The following is an 18,903-nucleotide window of genomic DNA, read 5'->3' as shown; positions in this document are numbered from 1 at the left end:
GCGGTCACTCAGGCGTCGGCGTTGGCGTTCAGCAGGCGGTCATAACCGGCCTTGTCCAGCAGGTCCGCCAGCACGGCGTTGTCGGCCAGGCGCATGCGGAAGAACCAGGCCTTGTCCAGCGGCGACTCGTTGACCAGCTCCGGGCTGCCTTCCAGGTCGCCGTTGATTTCGACGATCTCGCCGTCCAGCGGCATGACGATGTTGCTGGCGGCCTTCACCGACTCCAGCACGGCCACTTCCTCGCCCTGGGCGTAGGCCTTCACTTCCGGCAGTTGCACGTACACCACGTCGCCGAGCGCGTCCTGGGCGTAATGGGTGATGCCGACGGTTACCAGACCATCGTTGTCCAGACGCAGCCATTCGTGATCGGCGGTGAAACGCAACTCGCTCATGTGAACTCCTCAAAGGGCAAAGGTGGCCTGCTTCTGCGGCAGGCAACGGGTAACCCGCAGCAGGGCGGGTCGAACTCCTGGCCCTAGAGCAAGCTTGGTGCCATTGCTATAAAATTCAATAAAATCAATTGCTTAAGTGTTTTATGGGTGAGTGATCAAAGTATGCTGGAACGATATCGTTCCAAAACGCTGCGTCGTTTTTAGCAAAGTTGAGGTCGCACCAGCGGGAATGGGGCTTTACCCGTGTCGTTACGAAATCGTTACGGTGGAATGATTTGGCTACAGGCTGCCTACAAGCCACGTCCTGCGTGGCTTGTAGGCCGTATGCATCCGGGAAGATCGTGCAGGCAGCCCCCGGGATTCGCCAGGGTGGCTAGCGTGTAGGGTGGGTTAGCGGCGCTAAGCAGCGGGCGTGCTGACAACTCGGTGATGGCGCGCCGCGTAACCCACCGGCCGATCCGGCATGTTGCACCATCGCCTCATGGCTGTGCTGGTGGGCTGAAACGGATCGCCGCCCGGCCACCCTATGCAAAGGAGCGTCTTTACAGCTTGCCGATGCCGTACTTACGCAGGCGCTTGGCGATGGCGGTGTGCGAGGTGCCGAGGCGGGTGGCGAGCAGGCGGCTGGAGGGGTGGCTGGCGTAGAGCTTTTCCAGCAGCGCCTTCTCGTATTCGTCCATGGCCTGCTCCAGGCTGCCAACCTCGCCCTGTACCCGTGGCGCCACCTCAGTCACGGCGATGTCCAGGTCGTCCATTTCCACCCAGTTGCTGTCGCAGATGGCAGCAGCGCGGAAGATCACGTTCTGCAACTGGCGCACGTTGCCCGGCCAGCGCCCGGCCAGCAGCGCCGGGAAGGTGGCCGGTGCCAGGCGGCAGGGTAGGCGCTGGATCTGCGCGCAGGCCTGGGCCATGAAGTGCTGGGCCAGCAGCAGGATGTCCTGGCCGCGCTCGCGCAGTGGCGGCACTTCCAGGTTGAGCACGTTGAGGCGATAGAACAGATCCTCGCGGAAGCTGCCTTCGGCCACCATCTTTTCCAGATCGCGGTGGGTGGCGCTGAGGATGCGCACGTCCACCTTCACCTCACGGTCGCCCCCGACGCGGCGGAAGCTGCCATCGCTCAGGAAACGCAGCAGCTTGGCCTGCAGATAGGGCGACATTTCGCCGATCTCGTCGAGAAACACCGTACCCTGGTTGGCCAGCTCCAGCAGCCCTGGCTTGCCGCCACGCTGGGCGCCGGTGAAGGCGCCGGGGGCGTAGCCGAACAGCTCGCTCTCGGCCAGGTTCTCCGGCAGGGCGGCGCAGTTCAGCGCCAGGAAGGGCGCGGTGCGGCGCACGCTGACGGCATGGCAGGCGCGCGCCACCAGTTCCTTGCCGGTGCCGGTTTCGCCATGGATCAAAAGCGGCGCATCCAGCGATGCCACACGCAGAGCACGCGTCTTGAGCGCGCTGATCGCAGCGGACTCACCGAGCAGCGAGTCGAAGCCCTCGGCATGGTCGTGGTGCAACGCTGCCAGGCGCTGCCCCATGCGACTCGGCGCATACAGGGTGAGCAGACCGCCGGTCAGGCGACTGTCTTCGGTGATGGGCTGGGCATCGAGCAGCAGCGGCTGACCGGCGAAATGCACCTCGCGCAGCGGCTGGTGGAAACCAGCGGCCAGCAGCGATTGCTGCAGCGGCTCGTCGGCGAACAGCGCGGCGATGCTGAGGCCCTCGGGGGCGCGGCCGTAGAGGTCGTTCAGTGCTGGGTTGGCCAGCAGCACGGTGGCGCGGTCATCCACCGCCAGCACCGGGTCGGGCATGGCGGCGAGCAGGGCATCGAGCTGCAGGCGACGGCGCTGGCCGGGGAGAATGTCCACCACCTCCACGCTCTGCACGCCGTGCACCTGCAGCAGCGCGCCGCGCAGTTCTTCGAGCACCTCGGCGCTTAGCGTTGGTGCGTCGATGTAGACGTTTGGCGGTACCATCTCCACCGCATCGAGGTTCAGATTGCGCCCGCCGAGCAGCGCCAGGACTTCCTGGGTGATGCCGACGCGGTCGATGAAGCTGACGTGGATGCGCATTGATGACGGTCGATATGGGCGAACAGGCGGCGATTATGCCTGCTCCGCCCGATATGAGGAAAAGGGCAACAGCGTGAGTACAGAAAAACCGAGCCGCGCCGACTATCACCGCGAGCACCAGGCCCGCGCCGAAGCCGAGGCCCAGCGCCTGTTGGCGCGCAAGGCTGAACTACAAGGGCACTGGCTACCCTGGGTGGCGCAGGAGCTGTACCAGCTCAGCCCGCCGGAGTTCGCCAATATGGTGCGGCGCGAGTTGCAGCGCCTGGCATGAATGGCGAGCCGCATACCAACTGTAGGAGCTGCGCCCCGCAGCGAATGCGATCATTCAGGCGATAGAAAACTCAAGAGCTTCGCCCCGGGGCGGGGCTCCTACAGCCAAGTAGGGCGTACTCGCGAAGCAGTACGCCGTTGGGGGGCGTATTGCGCGTGGGTTGTAGTGCCGGACTCTGCATGGCCCGGCGGACTGTTCGCTTAGGCTCCTGAGTCCGCCCTACGCGGCTAAAGCCCCTCCCACAAGTCTCCCGCATCTGTGGGAGGGGCTTCAGCCGCGACCCTTCGTATCTAGCGACCTACGCCCGCTTACGTCCGCAGCGGCTCATATCCACTTTGCCCACATAGGGGTTACCCCAGCCCATCACGCAAGCCACCTGCTGGTTGCGCTGGCGCTCCCAGGGCTCGACCGGGTAGGTCTTGCTCCAGGCCGTATAGAGCTGGCGATCCTGCTTCGACAGGCGCAGTTTGTAACGGTCGGCCATGTAGAAGTAGGTGCGCGCGATCATCCCGCGTATCGCGGCACGTGGCATCACCTTGCGTGCCTTGAAATCCACCACCGTCTGGCACTGGCCGTACTGGGTGGGCTTCTGCGGCAGCCAGGCGAAGCTGTAGTTGCTGCGGTCGCCATTCACCTCGCCAATGCTCGGCACCAGGTTGTGCAGGTCGGCCTCGGCCTTGCGGAACTGGGTATCGTTGGCGGCGCAGTTCTTGCGACCGCCTTTTTGCCAGCACTGGCGCTGATGGCCGATCACCCAGGCCGGGACGATGTGTTCCCACTCGATACGCTGGGCGCGATTGGCATTCTTGCGCGGCGTGTAGCCGCATGAGCGCAGGTCGACCCGATTGCCGCTGTACTTGCAGCCGCAATAGAACTCGGTGGATTGCTTGGCATACAGCGGCCAGGCCAGGCGCTTGGCCTCGGCGAAGGTAGCGGGTGCGGCATGCAGGGACAGGGCTGTGAAACAGCAGAACAGAAGCAGTAGAGATCGAATCATGGGGCGGCAGAGTAGCCGTCACTGCCACGCTTGTGAAGCAGGAAAATTTAGGTTTTTCAAAGGCTTATATGGTGGCAAAGCGCCCTTCTCGAAGGAGAAGGGCGCCTGTTTTCAGGCGTTGGCCGAGGCGGTGATGGCTTGTACGCTGTCGCCGCGGTGACGGCTGAACTGCGGCAGCAGCGAGCCGATCAGCATGCCCGCCAGGCTGATCAGCAGACCGGCCAGCTGCGGTGGCCAGAAGTCGGTCTCCTGATAGGTCAGCTCCAGGGCGATCCAGCTCGACAGGCCGAGGATGATGGCCAGCAGCGCGCCCTGGGTGGTCGCACGTTTCCAGAACAGGCCGGCGAACAGCGGCACCACGGCAGCTACCAGGGTCACCTTGTAAGCATTGCCGACCATCTCGTAGATGCTCGCCGTGGAGTTCAGGGCGAAGATCGACGTGGCGATGGTCATCGCCACCACGCTCAGGCGCATGGCCAGCAGGAACTGGCGGTCGCTCATCACCGGTACGAAGTTCTTCAGGATGTTCTCGGTGAAGGTCACCGACGGCGCCAGCAGCGTGCCCGAGGCGGTGGACATGATCGCCGACAGCAACGCACCGAAGAACATCACCTGGGCGAACAGCGGCGTGCGCTCCATGATCAGGTGCGGCAGGATCATCTGCGCATCCTCGGCTAGCCACTTCTGCACCATCGCCGGATCGATCAGCGAGGCGGCGTAGGTGAGGAAGATCGGCAGCATGCAGAACGACAGGTAGAACACCGCGCCGGCCATCGAGGCGCGCGCGGCGATGTTCTCGGTCTTGGCCGACATCACGCGGGCGTACACGTCTTGCTGCGGGATGGAGCCGAGCATCAGCGTCACCGCCGCGGCGATGAAGGCGACGATATCCCGTGGCTCGAAGGCATGCATGAAGGTGAACTTGCCCTCGGCCGCCGCGTGGCTGATCACCACATCGGCGCCGCCGGCCATGTCGCCGATCAGCCAGGTCAGGTAGCACAGGCCGGCGACGATGATGATCATCTGCATGAAGTCGGTCAGCGCCACCGACCACATGCCGCCGAACAGGGTGTAGAGCAGCACGATGGCGGTGCCGATCAGCATGCCCTGGGTGGTGGTGATCGAGCCGTCGGAGAGCACGTTGAACACCACGCCCAGCGCGGTCAGCTGTGCCGCCACCCAGCCCAGGTAGGAGCCGATGATCACCAGGCTGGTGAAGATCTCCACGTGCGGGCCGTAACGCTTGCGGAAGAAGTCGCCGATGGTCAGCAGGTTCATGCGGTACAGCGGGCGGGCGAATATCAGACCCACCAGCATCAGGCAACCGAAGGAGCCGAACGGATCCTCGATGATGCCGGCGAAACCTTCCTCGATGAAGGTGGCCGGGATGCCCAGCACCGCTTCCGAGCCGAACCAGGTGGCAAACACCATGGCCGCGACCAGTGGGAAGGACATGCTCCTGCCGCCGGCGGCGAAATCCTTGGAGTTCTTGACGCGAGTGGATGCATAGACGCCGACACCGACGGTGAACAGCAGGTAGATCGCAACAAACCAGATCAGCATTGGATGAATACCAGTGGCTCGCCCGTCGTCCGGCGTGGGCAGTGCCCGCTAGGCCGCCTGGACAGACAGAATTGTTGTTTTCATGGCGCGTCACAACTGGCGAGCGATCCCACGTAGGCGCTGGCCATACCGGGTTCGCGGCCACCTGCCGCAACGGGCCAGCAGTCTGCCAAAGCCGTAAAATATGTCAAACATATACAGCGTTCATGACGTAAAAAAGCGACAGGCGACCTTCAGGCGGAATCGATAAGCACCTGATAAACAAAGCGTTGGCTGGATGTGTCGGGGTAGGGCGTTTTGGATATTTTATGGCTGCTCGGCAAGCGTACCGGCTTTGCCGGTTCGCCCGAGCCGCACGGCCACCCTGAGGCCGCTCCTTGCAGGTTCTGCGCGCTGGCCGCTCATGCCGATAGGTCTGGAATGAGCGGCACGTCAGATGGGGTGGACGAGTCCGTCAACCGAGAAGGGCTTGCAGCTGTTCCAGCAGCCGCTGCGGGCCCGCGTACAGGTGTTGCCCGGCAATGACCTGAGATACGCCATCGACGGTGACCAGCAACTGCGGCACGCCGCCTGAAGGCAGCGCCTGCATGGCCTGTTGGGCCAGGGCGACACGACGTGCGGTGGCTTCTGCGAGCGCGCGATCATCGCCCAGGCGCGCGGCAAATTCGGCGGCATCCAGGCCGAGGCCTGCGCCTTGCGCCACATTCACGGCAATCTGCGCGACGGCTTCGGCGCGGCAGGTGTCCACCCCGTCGACATAGCGGGCGAGCTGGGCGGCGTGCAGCAGATGGGACTCAAGGCTTGCGTCCTGTTCGGCCAGCGCCGTCAGCGCCCGCGTCAGTGGCGTCGAGTCGAACACCCCATCGGCGGCCAGCAGCACCTGCTCCCGATAAGCCTCGCTGAACCGTTGGCCCGTGAGCGTGGCGATGCGCTGGTCGTTCTGCCAGGCGAAATCGGCAATACCCGCGATCGGGCGCGGCTGCGTGAAGAGCCCCACGGGCATCATCCGCAACGCCGTGCCATGGTGCTCGGCCAGGCCGGAAAGAGCCGGGGCACTGGCATAGCACCAGCCGCAGAGCGGATCGAAGAAATACTGCAGTTCGAGGTTTTGAATGGTCATGGGCGAAGTCTCCTGTTCGCCCACTCTATCGTTGCGTCATGCGCAGATATACCGCGTGACAGTCGCAGCTTTGTTGCGCAAAGCGCGCGAGTCAGCGGTTAACTGAACCTCGGCAAGCGCTGATCTTCCTCACCCCGCTCGGCCTCCACCTGCTGCGGCAGGCCGGCAACCTTGAGCACTGGCGTTCGCTCGCCCACCAGGCGCAGATCGCGGCGAGGCAGGGCGAAGCGCACGTCCAGCTCGCGCAGGGCATCGAGCAACTGCAGGTTGATCTCCTGCTGGATGTCCATGTACTGGTTGTAGTCTGAGGTCAGTACGATATACACCACCTCGAAGGTGAGCTGACTCTCGTCGAAACCGAGAAAATGCGCGCGGTCGAAGCGCGTCTTCGGTGTGGCGCGGATGATCTCGCCGACCTTCTCCGACACCTGGCGTACCTTGGCGCTGGGGGTGTCATAGCTGATGCCGAACTTGAAGACGATGCGCCGGGTGTCCATGCGCTTGTAGTTGTGCACGATCTGCCGCAGCAAGTCGGCATTGGCACACACCACCTGTTCGCCGCTGAGGCTGCGAATGCGCGTGGTCTTCAGGCCGATATGCTCGATGGTGCCGGCCACCTCGCCGAACACCACGAAGTCACCGATCTCGAAGGGCTTGTCGACACCGATGGACAGCGAGGCGAATACATCGCTGAGCACCGTCTGCACCGCCAGCGCCACGGCGATCCCGCCCACCCCCAGGCTGGCCACCAGTGCGGTGATATCCACGCCGAGGTTGGCCAGGATCGACAGCAGCATCACCGACCACACCACCATCAACACCATGATGCTGATGATGGTGGTCATCACCGGGTTGTAGTTGACGCCGCTCTTGCCCATCACCAGGCTGCGCGACCAAAGGCGTACGCCGCTATCGACCCACAGCGCCACCTGCAAGGCCAGCGCGACGAACCAGGTATGGCTCAGCGCGCTCTGCCAACTGTCGGGCAGATCCGGCAAGCGCAACGCCAGCAGCAGGGAAAAGGCCAGCAGCAACAACCGGCTGGTACGGCCGATCACCACCGCGACGAAGTGTTGCCAGTTGCCATCCTGATTCTTCGACCAGGCCGTCAAGCGCTTGTGCAACGCACCGACCACGGCCCGCAGCACGCTGTAGATCAGCGCCGTTGCGACCAGCACGATTGCCACGTTGAGCCAGATATCGCGGTCAAGCCAGATATTCCACTGTTCCATCGTCTGCCGTCTCCAAAACGCACATATAGGGTTCTGGTGACGTTGAACGGTAGAAGTTCCCACCGATTGGCAGGAGCGCCAATGCGCAGCGGCGGCATCTCAATGGTTGTCAGGCAGACTGCACGGGTGTCGATGCAGTCGCCTGAACGGCTCGCTTCTTCAGGCAGCGCGTACCTTGAAGAAGCTCACCTTGTCGGTCAGACGGTTCGCCAAAGTGGCCAGCTCCTGACTGGAGGCTGCCACCTGCTCCGAGCCGGCGGAGGTTTCTAGGGTCGCGTTGTGGATGCGGCTGATGTTCTGGTTGACCTCCTCGGCTACCGCGCTTTGTTGTTCCGAGGCGCTGGCGATCTGCGTGTTCATGTCATTGATCGCGGTCACTTCATCACTGATCTTGCTCAGCGCCTGCTCGGCCAGCAGGGTCTGCTCGACAGTCTTCTGCGCCAACTCGCGGCTCTCGAGCATCACTTCTGCCGCCTTGCCGGCACCCTCCTGCAGCTTGGCGATCATGCCGCGAATTTCCCGGGTCGAATCCTGCGTGCGGGTCGCCAGGGAGCGCACCTCGTCCGCCACCACGGCAAAGCCACGGCCATGTTCACCGGCGCGGGCAGCCTCGATGGCGGCATTGAGCGCCAGCAGGTTGGTCTGCTCGGCAATGGAGGTGATCACCTCGATGATCTTTTCGATGCTCTCGCTGTCGGTGGACACCTGCTGCACGCTTTGCGTCGCGCTCTCCAGGGTGCGCGCCAGGGTCTGGATGGCGGCAGCCGTCTCGTTCACCACGCGATTGCCAATGGTCACTTCGCCGCCGGCATTGCGGGTGGCGGCCGCTGCGCTGGCGGCATAGTTGGCCACTTCGCTGACCGTGGCGGCCATCTGGTTGATCGCCGTGGCCATCTGCTCGGCCTCGCTCGATTGCAGGCGAATCTGCTGGTTGTTGCTGTCGGACGTGGCCATCAACTGATCCGAGGAATGCGTCAGCTCGGTTGCCGCGCTGCGTACCTGCGCGATGGTGTCGCTCAGGCGGCGCACCATGTTCTGCAGATCCGCCATCACACTATTGGGGTACTGCGTTTCGATCTGCTGATCGAGCTCACCCTTGGCCAACTGCTGGATCACCTGCGCCACCCGGTGCGGCTCGGCGCCCAGGGTCGATTTCAGCTTGTTGATGATCACCAGGCTGATGCCCACGCTCAGCAGCAAGGCGGCGCCCGTCACCAGCAGAATCAGCAAACGGAAGCCACCGGCCACTTCACGTACTTCGCCCAAATCCTTGCTGATGGCTTGTTCCTGGTAATCGATAAAGGCATTGATGTGCTTGAGCCACTCGCTGTAAGCCGGAGAAACCCGCTCCATCAACAAGGGCAGCGCCGCCTGATTGCCGTCGCGACGCAGGCTGATCAACTGCTCGGTCAGCGCCAGCGTGCTGCGTTCGATGGTCTTGATGTTCTCCAGTAGGCGTTGCTCCGCTGGCGTGGGCGCCTGTTTCGCCAGCAGCGTTTCCATGGCCTGCGCCGATTCCTGATAGAAGCGATCCAGACGCTGAATCTCGCCCAGGTGCCCGGTCAACGCCGCACCATCTCCATCCAGTACTGCATCGCGAATGGCAATGGCGCGGTCATGCACGCTGCCACGAAAGTTGATGGCGTAACGCTGCTTCAGCGCGGCGCCATCGCTGACGGCGGTCAGCGTCTCGTCGATGAAACCGACGCGCTGCACACCGATGAGCGTGATCAGAATCATCAGCGACAGAACCAGGCCAAAGCCCAGGCTCAGACGCTGAGCAATACTCATGGGGGAATTCATGCGGTTACTCCTGAAGATGCAGACAACGCCGCGCGGCTTGCGCGATTCGCAAACCCGGCCTGCCGCGACCTTGTACGTGATTTGCTGTTTGTATAGCTATTAGGGCTTTTCAATGGGCAGGCTTGGTGAAGCTAATTGATGGCTTTTTGCTGTTATGGGCTGGGCTTCTTGGCTGGATGTGGCTCAAGCTAGAGGCCAAGAGCAGGGGCAGCAGGGCGATGAGCCGTGTGCTTGAAGGTGTGCTGAGTTTTGGAGAGGGGCGTTGGAGTCTTGTACAAGCTGATAGTCGCTGCCCAGCCTCTCGCTGTTTCGCACGACTACAACGCAAGGGTGTCGCACCAGCGGACTTGGGCTGTTGATGCTGAGCCGGGGCGCGTGGGGCAGGGGATAGATTTATTTTCTGAGCGGTTAGATACGGTTTGGCCATTAAATAAATCTGTCCCCTTCTTCTCGTGCAGCGCACCGACCACGGTCACGGTTCGCAGCACACTGTAGATCAGCGCCGTGGCGACCAGCACAATCGCCACGTTGAGCCAGATATCGCAGATAGTTCACTGTTCCATCGCCAGGTGCCTCCAGAAAAGGGCAGACAGTGTTCTGGTTGCGTTGGGTGGCGGAAATTCCGGTGAATGGGAGAGTGTTTTGGCTAGTTGCGTGCATAGGGGAGTCGAACCCTTTCCAGCCCTTTGCAGTGATTTGCAAAGCTTTTTTAGCCTTTCAGTTCACCTAGACATGGGGGCTTTATTCTCTTCTGTGGGTTAAGGATGATAATACTTGTGCAAGAAAGGACTTATCAGCCATTCGTCTTTTACTGCGGTGAGTTTGTACTTTCTAAGTATTTTTCTTGTTATTCTTTTGACTAGAACGTAGTTGCATAGTACGGCTCTCTCGTAGGAGTTGAAGTCGTTGTATGCTAGTGAGTAGTAAAATTTTTCTTGTTGTTTGCTTAATTTTGCGTTGCTTATTACTTCTCTAATGGTTAGGAATTGTCTATATATCACTCCGCAGCTAATGGTGCTTAGCCTTTTCTTTATGAATTTTCTAGCGAATCGATGGCGTTGTAGAGGGCTTAGGTTTTTTTGAGAGTCAAGGCTTTTCCTATATTTCCTTATGTTTTTTGCTGTGCGCTCTAATTGTTTTATGACTTTGCCGTCTGTCCCTATTTCAATTAGTTCTGTTCTGCGTTGGCGGTGTAAATTTAATAAATTAAAGAAGGAGTTTTCGAAGGTTTGTATTTTAAAGACGTCTTCTTGGGATTTTAAAGCGCTTACCGATGATGATAATTCTTTTTCCTGTACTCCGATTGACATTAGAATGGCGATGAGCGCCATGAAGCTTAGAATTGGGTTTAATAATCCGCCTATGAAGTCGCCTATTTGACCTATGTTGGTGTCTATTTCAGGTTTGTAAATGTATAAGGATATGAAAAGTATCCATACGAAAAGTACATTTGCAATGGAGAAGAATAATATGACTCTCTGTTTTTTGGAAAGGTCAGATAAGACAGTTGTTAGTAGGTTTGTGGTTTGACCCCAGTAGGTAATAAGAATTACTGTTATTATGCAGGCGTAAACCATTAAGGCAAGGGTGATATTTTTAATAGTTTCAATTGTCATGCTGGTTCGGCTTGTGGGTGAGTGAACTTGAGGTTACAGATGCGGATTTATTTCTCTGTTTAGCGCCTATTTTTTGAGGCAAAGTGCCATCTTTCCCGGCCCAAACCCTTGCGGTCAAGCCTTTCAAACGCCAGAAACGAAAAAGCCCCGTCAGTGATGACGGGGCTTTTGCTTGGCTATCTGGAGCGGGTGATGGGAATCGAACCCACGGAGCTATTTTTTGCTCCAGAAAGCCTTGATTCTATTGGCTTGCTTCCGAGTTAGAGTGCCATTCTGTACTTGGATTCTGTACCAATGCAAGGCTTTGCTTGCGAGAGGGAAACCCGATTTTTTAGTAGAGATTTTCGAGCCGGTAATAACGCGCTCCCGTCTCCGTTTTCCCCCCGGTACCCCCGCAGTCGCTGCTGCGTGATAAGGGGGCAGGGGGTATCAATCCTTTGATTGCCTGAACTCCCAGGTTGCAATCAGGAAGGTTGCCATTGTGCCAGCGAGATTGACTGCCAGCTCGGCGTGACGAGGCGCTGGCTTGACCCAGGTTGCCCCTTTCCCATGAGAGTCACCGAGCCTGTTCCTCAGTCCACCCAAGCCCTCGACCACTGATGTGCATCCACCAAGGATGCGCTTGAAGTCTTTGTCTGCGTGTTGACTCGGGGAGAGGTTCAATTGCTCTGCAGCCATGCCATAGAGCTTGTTGATATCGGGCGCATCTCCACGCATGGTGCCTCTGTCTATCTTCGTGAACGACCATCGGAGCCGAAAGCTCCGGCAAGCAGCGTGGATCAGAAGGTGTACCTTCCGAGCCAGCTTGAGCCAGACGACGCGCTGCGGCCCTCAAATGGATCAGAACTGTTGATTTTTATTGATCCACCCAATAATATATTGAGCCAGCTTTGTGATCCACCTTGCGCTCAAGGAGCTATTAGCCATGACCGCCACCATCGCCTACGTCCGAGTCAGCACCGACGACCAAACTACCGAGGCCCAGCGCCACGCCATCAGCCAACGCTTCAATGTGAACGAGTGGTTCTCCGATGAGGCCACCAGCGGGGCCACCAAGGCACTCCAGCGCGAGGGCTTCAAGGCGCTCCACGCCTACGCCAGGAAGGGGGACACGGTTGTCGTGGCAGCAATCGACCGCCTGGGCAGGGATACCATCGACGTGCTGGAAACAGTCGAAGCCCTGAAGGCCAAGGGCGTGACCGTGGTCTCGCTGCGCGAAGGTTTCGACCTATCCAGTCCAGTCGGCAAAGCCATGCTCACCATGCTGGCTGCCGTTGCGGAACTGGAGCGGGCCAATATCAAGGCGCGACAGATGGCCGGGATTGAGCGAGCCAGGGCACAGGGCAAGAAGCTGGGGGCACCGAAGGTGATCGATGATCAGGCTGTGGCAGCCTGGAGGAAAGAGAACGAGGCCAGCATTGCAGATACCGCCAAGCACTGGGGGATCTCGACGGCGGCGGTTAAGCGGGCTTGCAGAGTGCTGCGGGCCAAAGCGTTAGATGCCTAACAAAAGGCTTGGAGTGAGTGGGGGTGAATTATTTTTTCGTCTTGGACATAGCAAGTTGGCCTCTATCGACCCGAAGCGGCCGGTGAGAACAGGCAGAAACCGGCCAGAAGTAGCCGTTGCGAGCAGGCTACTTTCGCCCCAAAGCTTTCTGGAAAGCCAATAGTGATAAGTCGATAATAGTTAGAACTTTGCAAAAGTTACACCAGCCCCCTTCGCCCCGTATCCTGCAGTACTTTTATCCATTGTTCCAGATAGTTTTAGTCATTGTGATTGCGTTCAGAATGGGAATAAACTTTTGGAAGTCCCGCGACAAAATCATGGGCGTCTTGAACTTGACTGACCACGCCAAAGCTTTCTAATTGCAAGAACTTAGAACCAAATACTTCAGTAGGTATCTTTAACTTAAGCAAGTCAAAAAAGTTTTCGTCGTGCGTGGATATAATTATTTGCTTGTCAAATTGCAGCGAGACATTTCGAAGAAGGTCAATTGTTGCAAGAACATTAATTGAGTCCATCGACTGGATAGGGTCGTCAATTAATATGACGTCGAGGGGGGCACCCTTTGCGTCTCTAGCGTGTAACGCGCTGGCCAGAAATACGCTGAGACTAAGTATATTAAGTTGAGCTGCGCTAAAGTAGAGCATAGGCGAAATCAAATCGCCCGCATCATCTCTTAGCACAATGTTAAGGCCAGGTTGATTTGAGCCGTCAAAGTCAGGAATGAACTCTACCTTCTTAAATGACGGGTGCGGATCAATTTTGCTGTAAATTGCATTGATAAGATCCGTGAAGAAGAAAGCACCAATTTGCCCACGAAGCTCAGAAAAAATGAGCTCCCGCTCTTCCGAAAGTTTTCTATCGACCATCTGATGCTCGGATATCTTTCGTTCGATTTCAGAAAGAGTATCGCGCAAGGTTAGACTCTCTAGATAGGGCTTGAATGCCCTCAAATGCTCATTAAGCAGTTCAAATTTATTGATCTTCGATACTAGGTATGCGGAATTCTCAGAAGAAGATTTTATGGCGGACGCTATCTCTGAGCGCAAAACATCCGGATTCGCCTCGAACTTCCTACCAAGCAATCTGCCGACGACTGCCAAGAACGAGTCTATAAGAAAGGTTGTATCAGCAACCAATTTTGAAGCGATATCTCTCTGAGAAGCCAAGGTCTGAAAGTCGATCCAGTTTCCTTCTGCGAGCATTATCTGTTGAAGATCACTACATTCTTTAGATAGTTTCTCAAGCTGCGCAGTACTTTCGTCGATAGAGCGAACAAGCTGATCTCGTCTCATAGCACAGTACAAAGGGAGATCACTAAATTCAGAAATCGTCCTTTCCGCCGAAAATGCTACTAATTTCTTGTATTGATCTTTAGACGTTATGCTTTCCCCGCGAAGATGTAGGGCTTGCAGTCTTGCGTCGATTGCTTGTACCTGTGCTTGTAATTTTAAAATAGTCTCGTTGGCGACCTCAATCTGCTCGACTTGAGATTTACGACTGCTGAAAAGTTTTTCGAGCTCAGCACCCGCCCGATTATGTAACTCTTCGGAGCTTAGGTTCCAAACTCTGAGCTGAAGTGCCTTGATAGTCTCTTCAGTCGCGTTAATTGTGGTTCTCAGCGAAGAGCTATCTTGCTCTGCTGCATTGATTCGTGAGGAAATTTGATCGAGCTGAGTTCTAATCTCGACCACTTTCTTTGCGTGTCGATCCTGGGCTTCGACAACCGCTGACTCAATCACGTTTTTGAGAATAGCCGCCCGGGAGGTAATCAGCTCAAGCTGAACCGCATTCTGTCTCGCCATATCGCTTAGGAGATCGTTGTCTCTAATCCTAGCGGTCAGCGCTTCAGGTGAGGAGTGCACCGTTCGGCATAGAGGACATTGATCGCTGCTCCATTCGGCGAGATAGGTTAGGCCGTGAGAGACTATCTGCTCAATAGCTTCCTTTTGCCGAGTGAGCGCTATTTGCGTGCCCCTAATCGCAAGATCATTCTGCTGTAGTAGGCCTAACTCTTGGTGTGCAGAATAAACTTCAGAGAGGCGGTGAGCCGGCAGTACAGGATATCCCATATCCTGTGCTATTAAGCTTTCGATATTTAAGGTCATCGCGGAGAGCTTCGCGAGTTCGCCACTGATGCGTTCGTGCTCACCCCTGTCGACTTGGATTTTCGTTATCTTGTTCTGTAGTTCAGATCGTTGTGCCGCTAGGCCTGCCTGATGAACTGCAATCTCCGCATACACAGCAGAGCTGCCTGATAACATTGACTGCAAGGCTAATGCTCGTTGGTCAGTCGCACCTAGAGCATCACTATGAAACTTTGAAGTACTTTGAGCTGACTTAAGAGTTGCTGTAAGATTTGTTCTACTATTCTCAAGCGTAGCGCGCTCACTTGCTGCTTTCTCTAATTCCGACACATCAGAGAGAAATGCTGAAACAAGCTCTTCGATGGTCTCTAGCTCCGCAAGCTCGGCTCTCCATATTTTCCATTCTGCAAGATTTTTACTGTGTGCAGCGGAGATAGATTGGTAGTGTTGCGAGTCCGCTACACCTTTCGTGAGCTTTGCTAGGTTAGGGCCTTGCTCGGCAATCACATCAAGATTAAGCTGTAATTGATCCACGCGAGAGGATTGCTCTAGTAGCGCGGATTCACGTTGCCGCTCTGCAAGGAGAAGAGATGTTAGTGCATGTTTTCGATCAATTATAGATGTAAGTAGTTTATGCTCAGCTTGGGCATTAAAACTTGAAGAGGCAAGTGGGAGCGACTCGCCATCTTTATTTAGTTCAGCAACTAAGGAGTTAAATTTTTCAAATATGGTTGTATCGACCGGCAATTTAAGTTGTTGCTTGATCTCCGCCCGTTGCTTTCTTAGGCCATCCAGCGTGAATCTATTTTCGTTCAGGATGGCTGTAATTTCTTGACGAAGTGCCTCGGTCTCGCCCCCGAAATACTGCATGAACAACTCGTACCTTTCTTGCGGCTTGGCCTCGCGCAGAAAACGATCTATGGCATCCTGAGAAAGAATAATATTACTGAATATTCTTGACTCTTTCTTTCTCGCTTTTTTAGTCACGCTGAACGAAAGATCAGTCGAGTTTGATCTTGGTTTTGGTAGCTCTCGCGGAAATAGACCGTGCGTGGTAATTACTTCCACTCTGGTTATAATTTCATCTGGCACATCCTTATTGCGCAAGATTTTCAAAGGAATGCGATCTTGCTTTATTCCTCGCGCAGCTATTTGGCTACTTTTTTTGTTATGTTCGCCCGTATATCTTTCTAGACTATCGGTGAATGCCCACTCAACAGCATCATAAAAAGAGCTTTTCCCAAATCCATTTGGGGCATATATGGCAACAAAGCATGATGGCCTATGGCCATCAATAGTAAAGTCAAAAGTCCCATTCTCTTTTAGCTTATAGGCGCGAAACCCTTCGATCTCAACTCTCTTTATTTTCATTTTGCCTATAGTGCTCTATTAGTCTGCTTACAATCTCCCCTCGCCTTTCTTTTGACTTGCTTGTCGAGTCTAAAGGTGCATTTTTTATAAGAGGAGCAATGGAAAGTTTTACTGCCGAGGTCGGCTGAGGCATCGTTTGCAGCTTTAAATCTGTGCCCAGCAACTCGACATTGATCATCTCTTCAATCTTTTCAGCTGGTGGCAGTTCTCCCAGACCATCGAGTACGATCTTTCTAGCCGCATAGCGATCATTCTCAATCGCATATTTTTCACGAACATCTAGTGGTGCTGCACAGAGCATTGCTAGATAAATGTTCCATCTTGCGAATCGCACTTCAGGCTTAAACTTGACTGAAATAATACTTTGGAGTGCTTTCCAGCTCTTAATCAACTCTTCAGGCGAGTCAAACCAACATGTTATACAGTTAATAAATTGCAATTGATCGGAAGAGTAAATTTCAAAATTTACATTTTCAAATTCCGAGCTTAGGAAGCTTAGATCATAATTTCTTTTTGATAGCGTCATCATAGTAACCTTTGAGTATACTCAGCTGACTTCCGATCGAGGATCTTCCATACTCACGATGCTTAGCCAGGATATGGTCGTTCCGCAGACCTTTTAAATGCGCCACTGAGTACGTTTGGTAAATTTCGCTATGAGCGCTATCTATTCGGCTCAACTCTCTAAATCTGGGCGAGCTTGCAATATCATCTATGACATCGGCAATATCTTCTGGGTCTGGCACCCCGATAGCATTTTCTTGAGGGGAGTTAACGAGCATTGCCCCATTGACATCAAGCATGCCTCTTGCTGCCTTAAATATATCTGACAATCTCCATATCCAGTTGTCGTCGCTGCCTGAGTATACAAATCGACGCTTGCGATCCAGTTTGTCTAGGTAAGCCTCATCAATAACATCTTCATCGTCGAGGATGGAGCAGACAATAACAAACTCAAAGTAAGCCACCCAAAGATTCCGGTCTAACACGGTAACAATTGGCTCGTCGTCTCCTATTAAAAGCTTTTCTCGGTACCGCAACATTAAATCATGGGGGCTAGGAATGCCTTGCTCAATAAGCCAATTTGCTTTCTCATCAAGCTTCTGCCGAAGTTTTTGAACATTTGCTGGGTTTGCAGCGTTGAAATAGAAGATATCGTCTTTAAAGTTAGAAAAACACCCTAGGTAATGAGGTGCAATTTGTACAAGTTGATGAGCTTCAATTATTTCCTCAAAACGGCTAATGGGGAGGCAGCGTATCCGTCCATATCTAGCCTCTGGGTCTTCATCGTCCATCCGGAACTCGACGCCCCATAAATATGGTATATTTCCAGCGATGTAATAGACGCCGCCACCAGACATGCCCTCAATTGAATCCTGAGACGGGTTAGTATCTAAATTACATACGATAATCTGATGCGCTAAGTCGTTCGGATTTCCAGCATAAATTTTGTAAGGCCTTTCCGTCCCCGCATTTTCCCTCGGATAACCTACATAGGAAATCCTTGATCCTGGTGGAAGAGTCCCCGCCCATATGCGCTGATTGATGTCTTCTTGATACTCAACCTTGATGATGGAGCAGTCGATTTGATTATCTGGATGGTGATAAGGGGCGGCAATAATATTTATTGCCCGCCCATCGCGACTCACCTCAAGTTTATCTCCAGTTACATGACGCGCAGTCAAAACATACGAAAATTCTTTCGAGAGCGCGCTTATTAAGACGCCGCTACCAGAGTTCACCTTTACTGCGTGTGAAATAATTAATTCATCAACTGCCATCTTCTAGACCAATTTCTGGAGGAAGTTCTACTAGGCGGCTAGAATAGATATTCCGCTCATGGCTCAGTAAAATTTGTTCAATTATTTTTTTATAATTGAAGTATATGGTCGCGCTGCTTGCTTCCAAAATTCTAGCTATCGTTCTTTTATTTGGAAGGCCATGGATTGAACCGCTGGAAGAAATTATAAAGCGGTCACTTTCAACCAGTTCAAGAAACTCCCAACTAGTGTTGAACTCACTTCCATGGTGCGAAATCTTTACAAGATCGGCGGACAACCTAGATTTGGAGCTATAACCCAGTGCGCGCAGCGCCGACACCACTACACCATCATGCGCGTCTCCTAGAAACAGCATGGTCTTCTCTCCCGCCTTCAAAATAAATGCGATAGAGCTGCCATTAGCAATGGACGTATCTTTTTCAAATTTATCTGTTGCCAAAATATCTTCGAAACTCAATCCATAATCTGTAGCTAGCGTAGTCTCAACTGGGCTCCGCTCATCAGGCCAAATACACAGAAGTTTTCTAGGGCTCTCTTCGTTCGGTGATAAAATAGTAAATGTGAACGGGCCTTTTTGGATAGTCTGACCAGCCATCACAAGGGGCGCACGGTTGCAGCCGATCTCATCCAACAGTGCCTCGAATAATTTACCTTGCCGTACGCTTGTCTCTGGCGAATCGCTGCTCAGATGAACGTTATTCTGAGGTATCTCCGGCTCATTGAAATGATCAGTAATTAGCCGTGAGGAGTTGAACCATATGGACTTGGCCATCTGGCTCAGATAACCAGGCGCCTTGAACGCTTTAAGGAGGCCACCGATGTGATCGTCATCTACATGGGTCAGAATAACCAAGTCGATATGCTGTCCTTTCGCTTTCAGTTCATCCAGAACGATGCAAAGCGAACCCTTGTTCCTAGGCGGTGAGCCATATTTGAAGGTGGCCGCATTCCCACCATCAATCAGCAAGTTAAATACGTAATCCGGGGCCTCATGAGTGACTAGGATGCAATCGCCATGGTTGGCTTGCAGAACGCGGACACTGATGCTCATACAAACTCCCTGTATAGCGCTCTATAGCCCTGGACGACGGGCATGGTGCCATGGT

15 protein-coding genes and 1 pseudogene are annotated in these 18,903 nt (G+C 55.0%); 2 read left to right on the top strand and 14 right to left on the bottom strand.

Annotated elements, in window-relative coordinates; all coding sequences use genetic code 11:
• Nucleotides 1-8 precede the first annotated feature (8 nt).
• On the bottom strand, nucleotides 9-392 hold the full coding sequence (gene gcvH, locus VC352_RS05355; RefSeq protein WP_230927049.1) for a glycine cleavage system protein GcvH: 384 nt from the start codon (nucleotides 390-392) through the stop codon (nucleotides 9-11).
• 542 nt (nucleotides 393-934) lie between these two features.
• On the bottom strand, nucleotides 935-2,452 hold the full coding sequence (locus tag VC352_RS05350; RefSeq protein WP_322978548.1) for a sigma-54-dependent transcriptional regulator: 1,518 nt from the start codon (nucleotides 2,450-2,452) through the stop codon (nucleotides 935-937).
• A gap of 73 nt (nucleotides 2,453-2,525) precedes the next feature.
• Between VC352_RS05350 and VC352_RS05345 the strand changes: the two genes are divergently transcribed.
• Entirely contained in the window at nucleotides 2,526-2,723 is a 198-nt protein-coding gene (locus VC352_RS05345) for a hypothetical protein (RefSeq protein WP_125875171.1), read from the top strand.
• 298 nt (nucleotides 2,724-3,021) lie between these two features.
• Here the strand turns inward: VC352_RS05345 and VC352_RS05340 are convergent, their stop codons facing one another.
• The 8 genes and pseudogenes from VC352_RS05340 to VC352_RS05310 form a co-directional block, all read right to left on the bottom strand.
• Entirely contained in the window at nucleotides 3,022-3,720 is a 699-nt protein-coding gene (locus VC352_RS05340) for an endonuclease I family protein (protein ID WP_322978547.1), read from the bottom strand.
• A gap of 111 nt (nucleotides 3,721-3,831) precedes the next feature.
• Nucleotides 3,832-5,283 (bottom strand): sodium:solute symporter family protein, encoded by a 1,452-nt coding sequence (locus VC352_RS05335; RefSeq protein ID WP_322978546.1) that lies wholly within the window; start codon nucleotides 5,281-5,283, stop codon nucleotides 3,832-3,834.
• A gap of 454 nt (nucleotides 5,284-5,737) precedes the next feature.
• Nucleotides 5,738-6,403: a DsbA family protein gene (locus tag VC352_RS05330; RefSeq protein WP_322978545.1), complete on the bottom strand. Its 666-nt coding sequence runs from the start codon at nucleotides 6,401-6,403 to the stop codon at nucleotides 5,738-5,740.
• 98 nt (nucleotides 6,404-6,501) lie between these two features.
• The gene (locus VC352_RS05325; protein ID WP_322978544.1) at nucleotides 6,502-7,635 is read right to left on the bottom strand and encodes a mechanosensitive ion channel family protein; all 1,134 of its coding nucleotides are present in this window, start codon (nucleotides 7,633-7,635) and stop codon (nucleotides 6,502-6,504) included.
• 159 nt (nucleotides 7,636-7,794) lie between these two features.
• The gene (locus VC352_RS25325) at nucleotides 7,795-8,508 is read right to left on the bottom strand and encodes a methyl-accepting chemotaxis protein (RefSeq protein WP_416340099.1); all 714 of its coding nucleotides are present in this window, start codon (nucleotides 8,506-8,508) and stop codon (nucleotides 7,795-7,797) included.
• A 420-nt stretch (nucleotides 8,509-8,928) separates the two neighbouring features.
• Nucleotides 8,929-9,426 (bottom strand): annotated as a pseudogene (locus tag VC352_RS25320) (MCP four helix bundle domain-containing protein); the annotation flags it as partial.
• Nucleotides 9,427-10,196: 770 nt separating this feature from the next.
• Nucleotides 10,197-11,054, bottom strand: coding sequence for a hypothetical protein (locus tag VC352_RS05315; protein WP_322978542.1), 858 nt, complete (start codon nucleotides 11,052-11,054; stop codon nucleotides 10,197-10,199).
• A 429-nt stretch (nucleotides 11,055-11,483) separates the two neighbouring features.
• Complete coding sequence (locus tag VC352_RS05310) at nucleotides 11,484-11,771, bottom strand: abortive infection family protein (protein ID WP_322978541.1); 288 nt, start codon at nucleotides 11,769-11,771, stop codon at nucleotides 11,484-11,486.
• Nucleotides 11,772-11,979: 208 nt separating this feature from the next.
• Here VC352_RS05310 and VC352_RS05305 point away from each other — a divergent pair, with 208 nt between their 5' ends.
• Nucleotides 11,980-12,561, top strand: a complete 582-nt coding sequence (locus tag VC352_RS05305) for a recombinase family protein (protein ID WP_322978540.1) — start codon at nucleotides 11,980-11,982, stop codon at nucleotides 12,559-12,561.
• Between the two features lie 257 nt (nucleotides 12,562-12,818).
• On the opposite strand, the gene VC352_RS05300 is transcribed toward VC352_RS05305, so the two are convergent.
• Genes VC352_RS05300 through VC352_RS05285 form a run of 4 tightly spaced genes read right to left on the bottom strand, consistent with a single transcriptional unit; the run spans nucleotide 12,819 to nucleotide 18,848 of the window.
• Nucleotides 12,819-16,016, bottom strand: coding sequence for an AAA family ATPase (locus VC352_RS05300; protein WP_322978539.1), 3,198 nt, complete (start codon nucleotides 16,014-16,016; stop codon nucleotides 12,819-12,821).
• On the bottom strand, nucleotides 15,997-16,542 hold the full coding sequence (locus tag VC352_RS05295; RefSeq protein WP_322978538.1) for an ABC-three component system middle component 1: 546 nt from the start codon (nucleotides 16,540-16,542) through the stop codon (nucleotides 15,997-15,999). The genes VC352_RS05300 and VC352_RS05295 overlap by 20 nt, the downstream gene beginning before the upstream one ends.
• Entirely contained in the window at nucleotides 16,517-17,797 is a 1,281-nt protein-coding gene (locus tag VC352_RS05290; protein WP_322978537.1) for an ABC-three component system protein, read from the bottom strand. The genes VC352_RS05295 and VC352_RS05290 overlap by 26 nt, the downstream gene beginning before the upstream one ends.
• Complete coding sequence (locus VC352_RS05285; RefSeq protein WP_322978536.1) at nucleotides 17,787-18,848, bottom strand: ComEC/Rec2 family competence protein; 1,062 nt, start codon at nucleotides 18,846-18,848, stop codon at nucleotides 17,787-17,789. Before VC352_RS05285 ends, VC352_RS05290 begins: the two co-directional genes overlap by 11 nt.
• Between the last annotated feature and the right edge of the window lie 55 nt (nucleotides 18,849-18,903).

This window comes from Pseudomonas sp. C11, assembly GCF_034683865.1.
Lineage (GTDB): Bacteria > Pseudomonadota > Gammaproteobacteria > Pseudomonadales > Pseudomonadaceae > Aquipseudomonas.
Note: the sequence above shows the minus strand (reverse complement) of the source record. Positions and strands in the feature narration are given on the sequence as shown.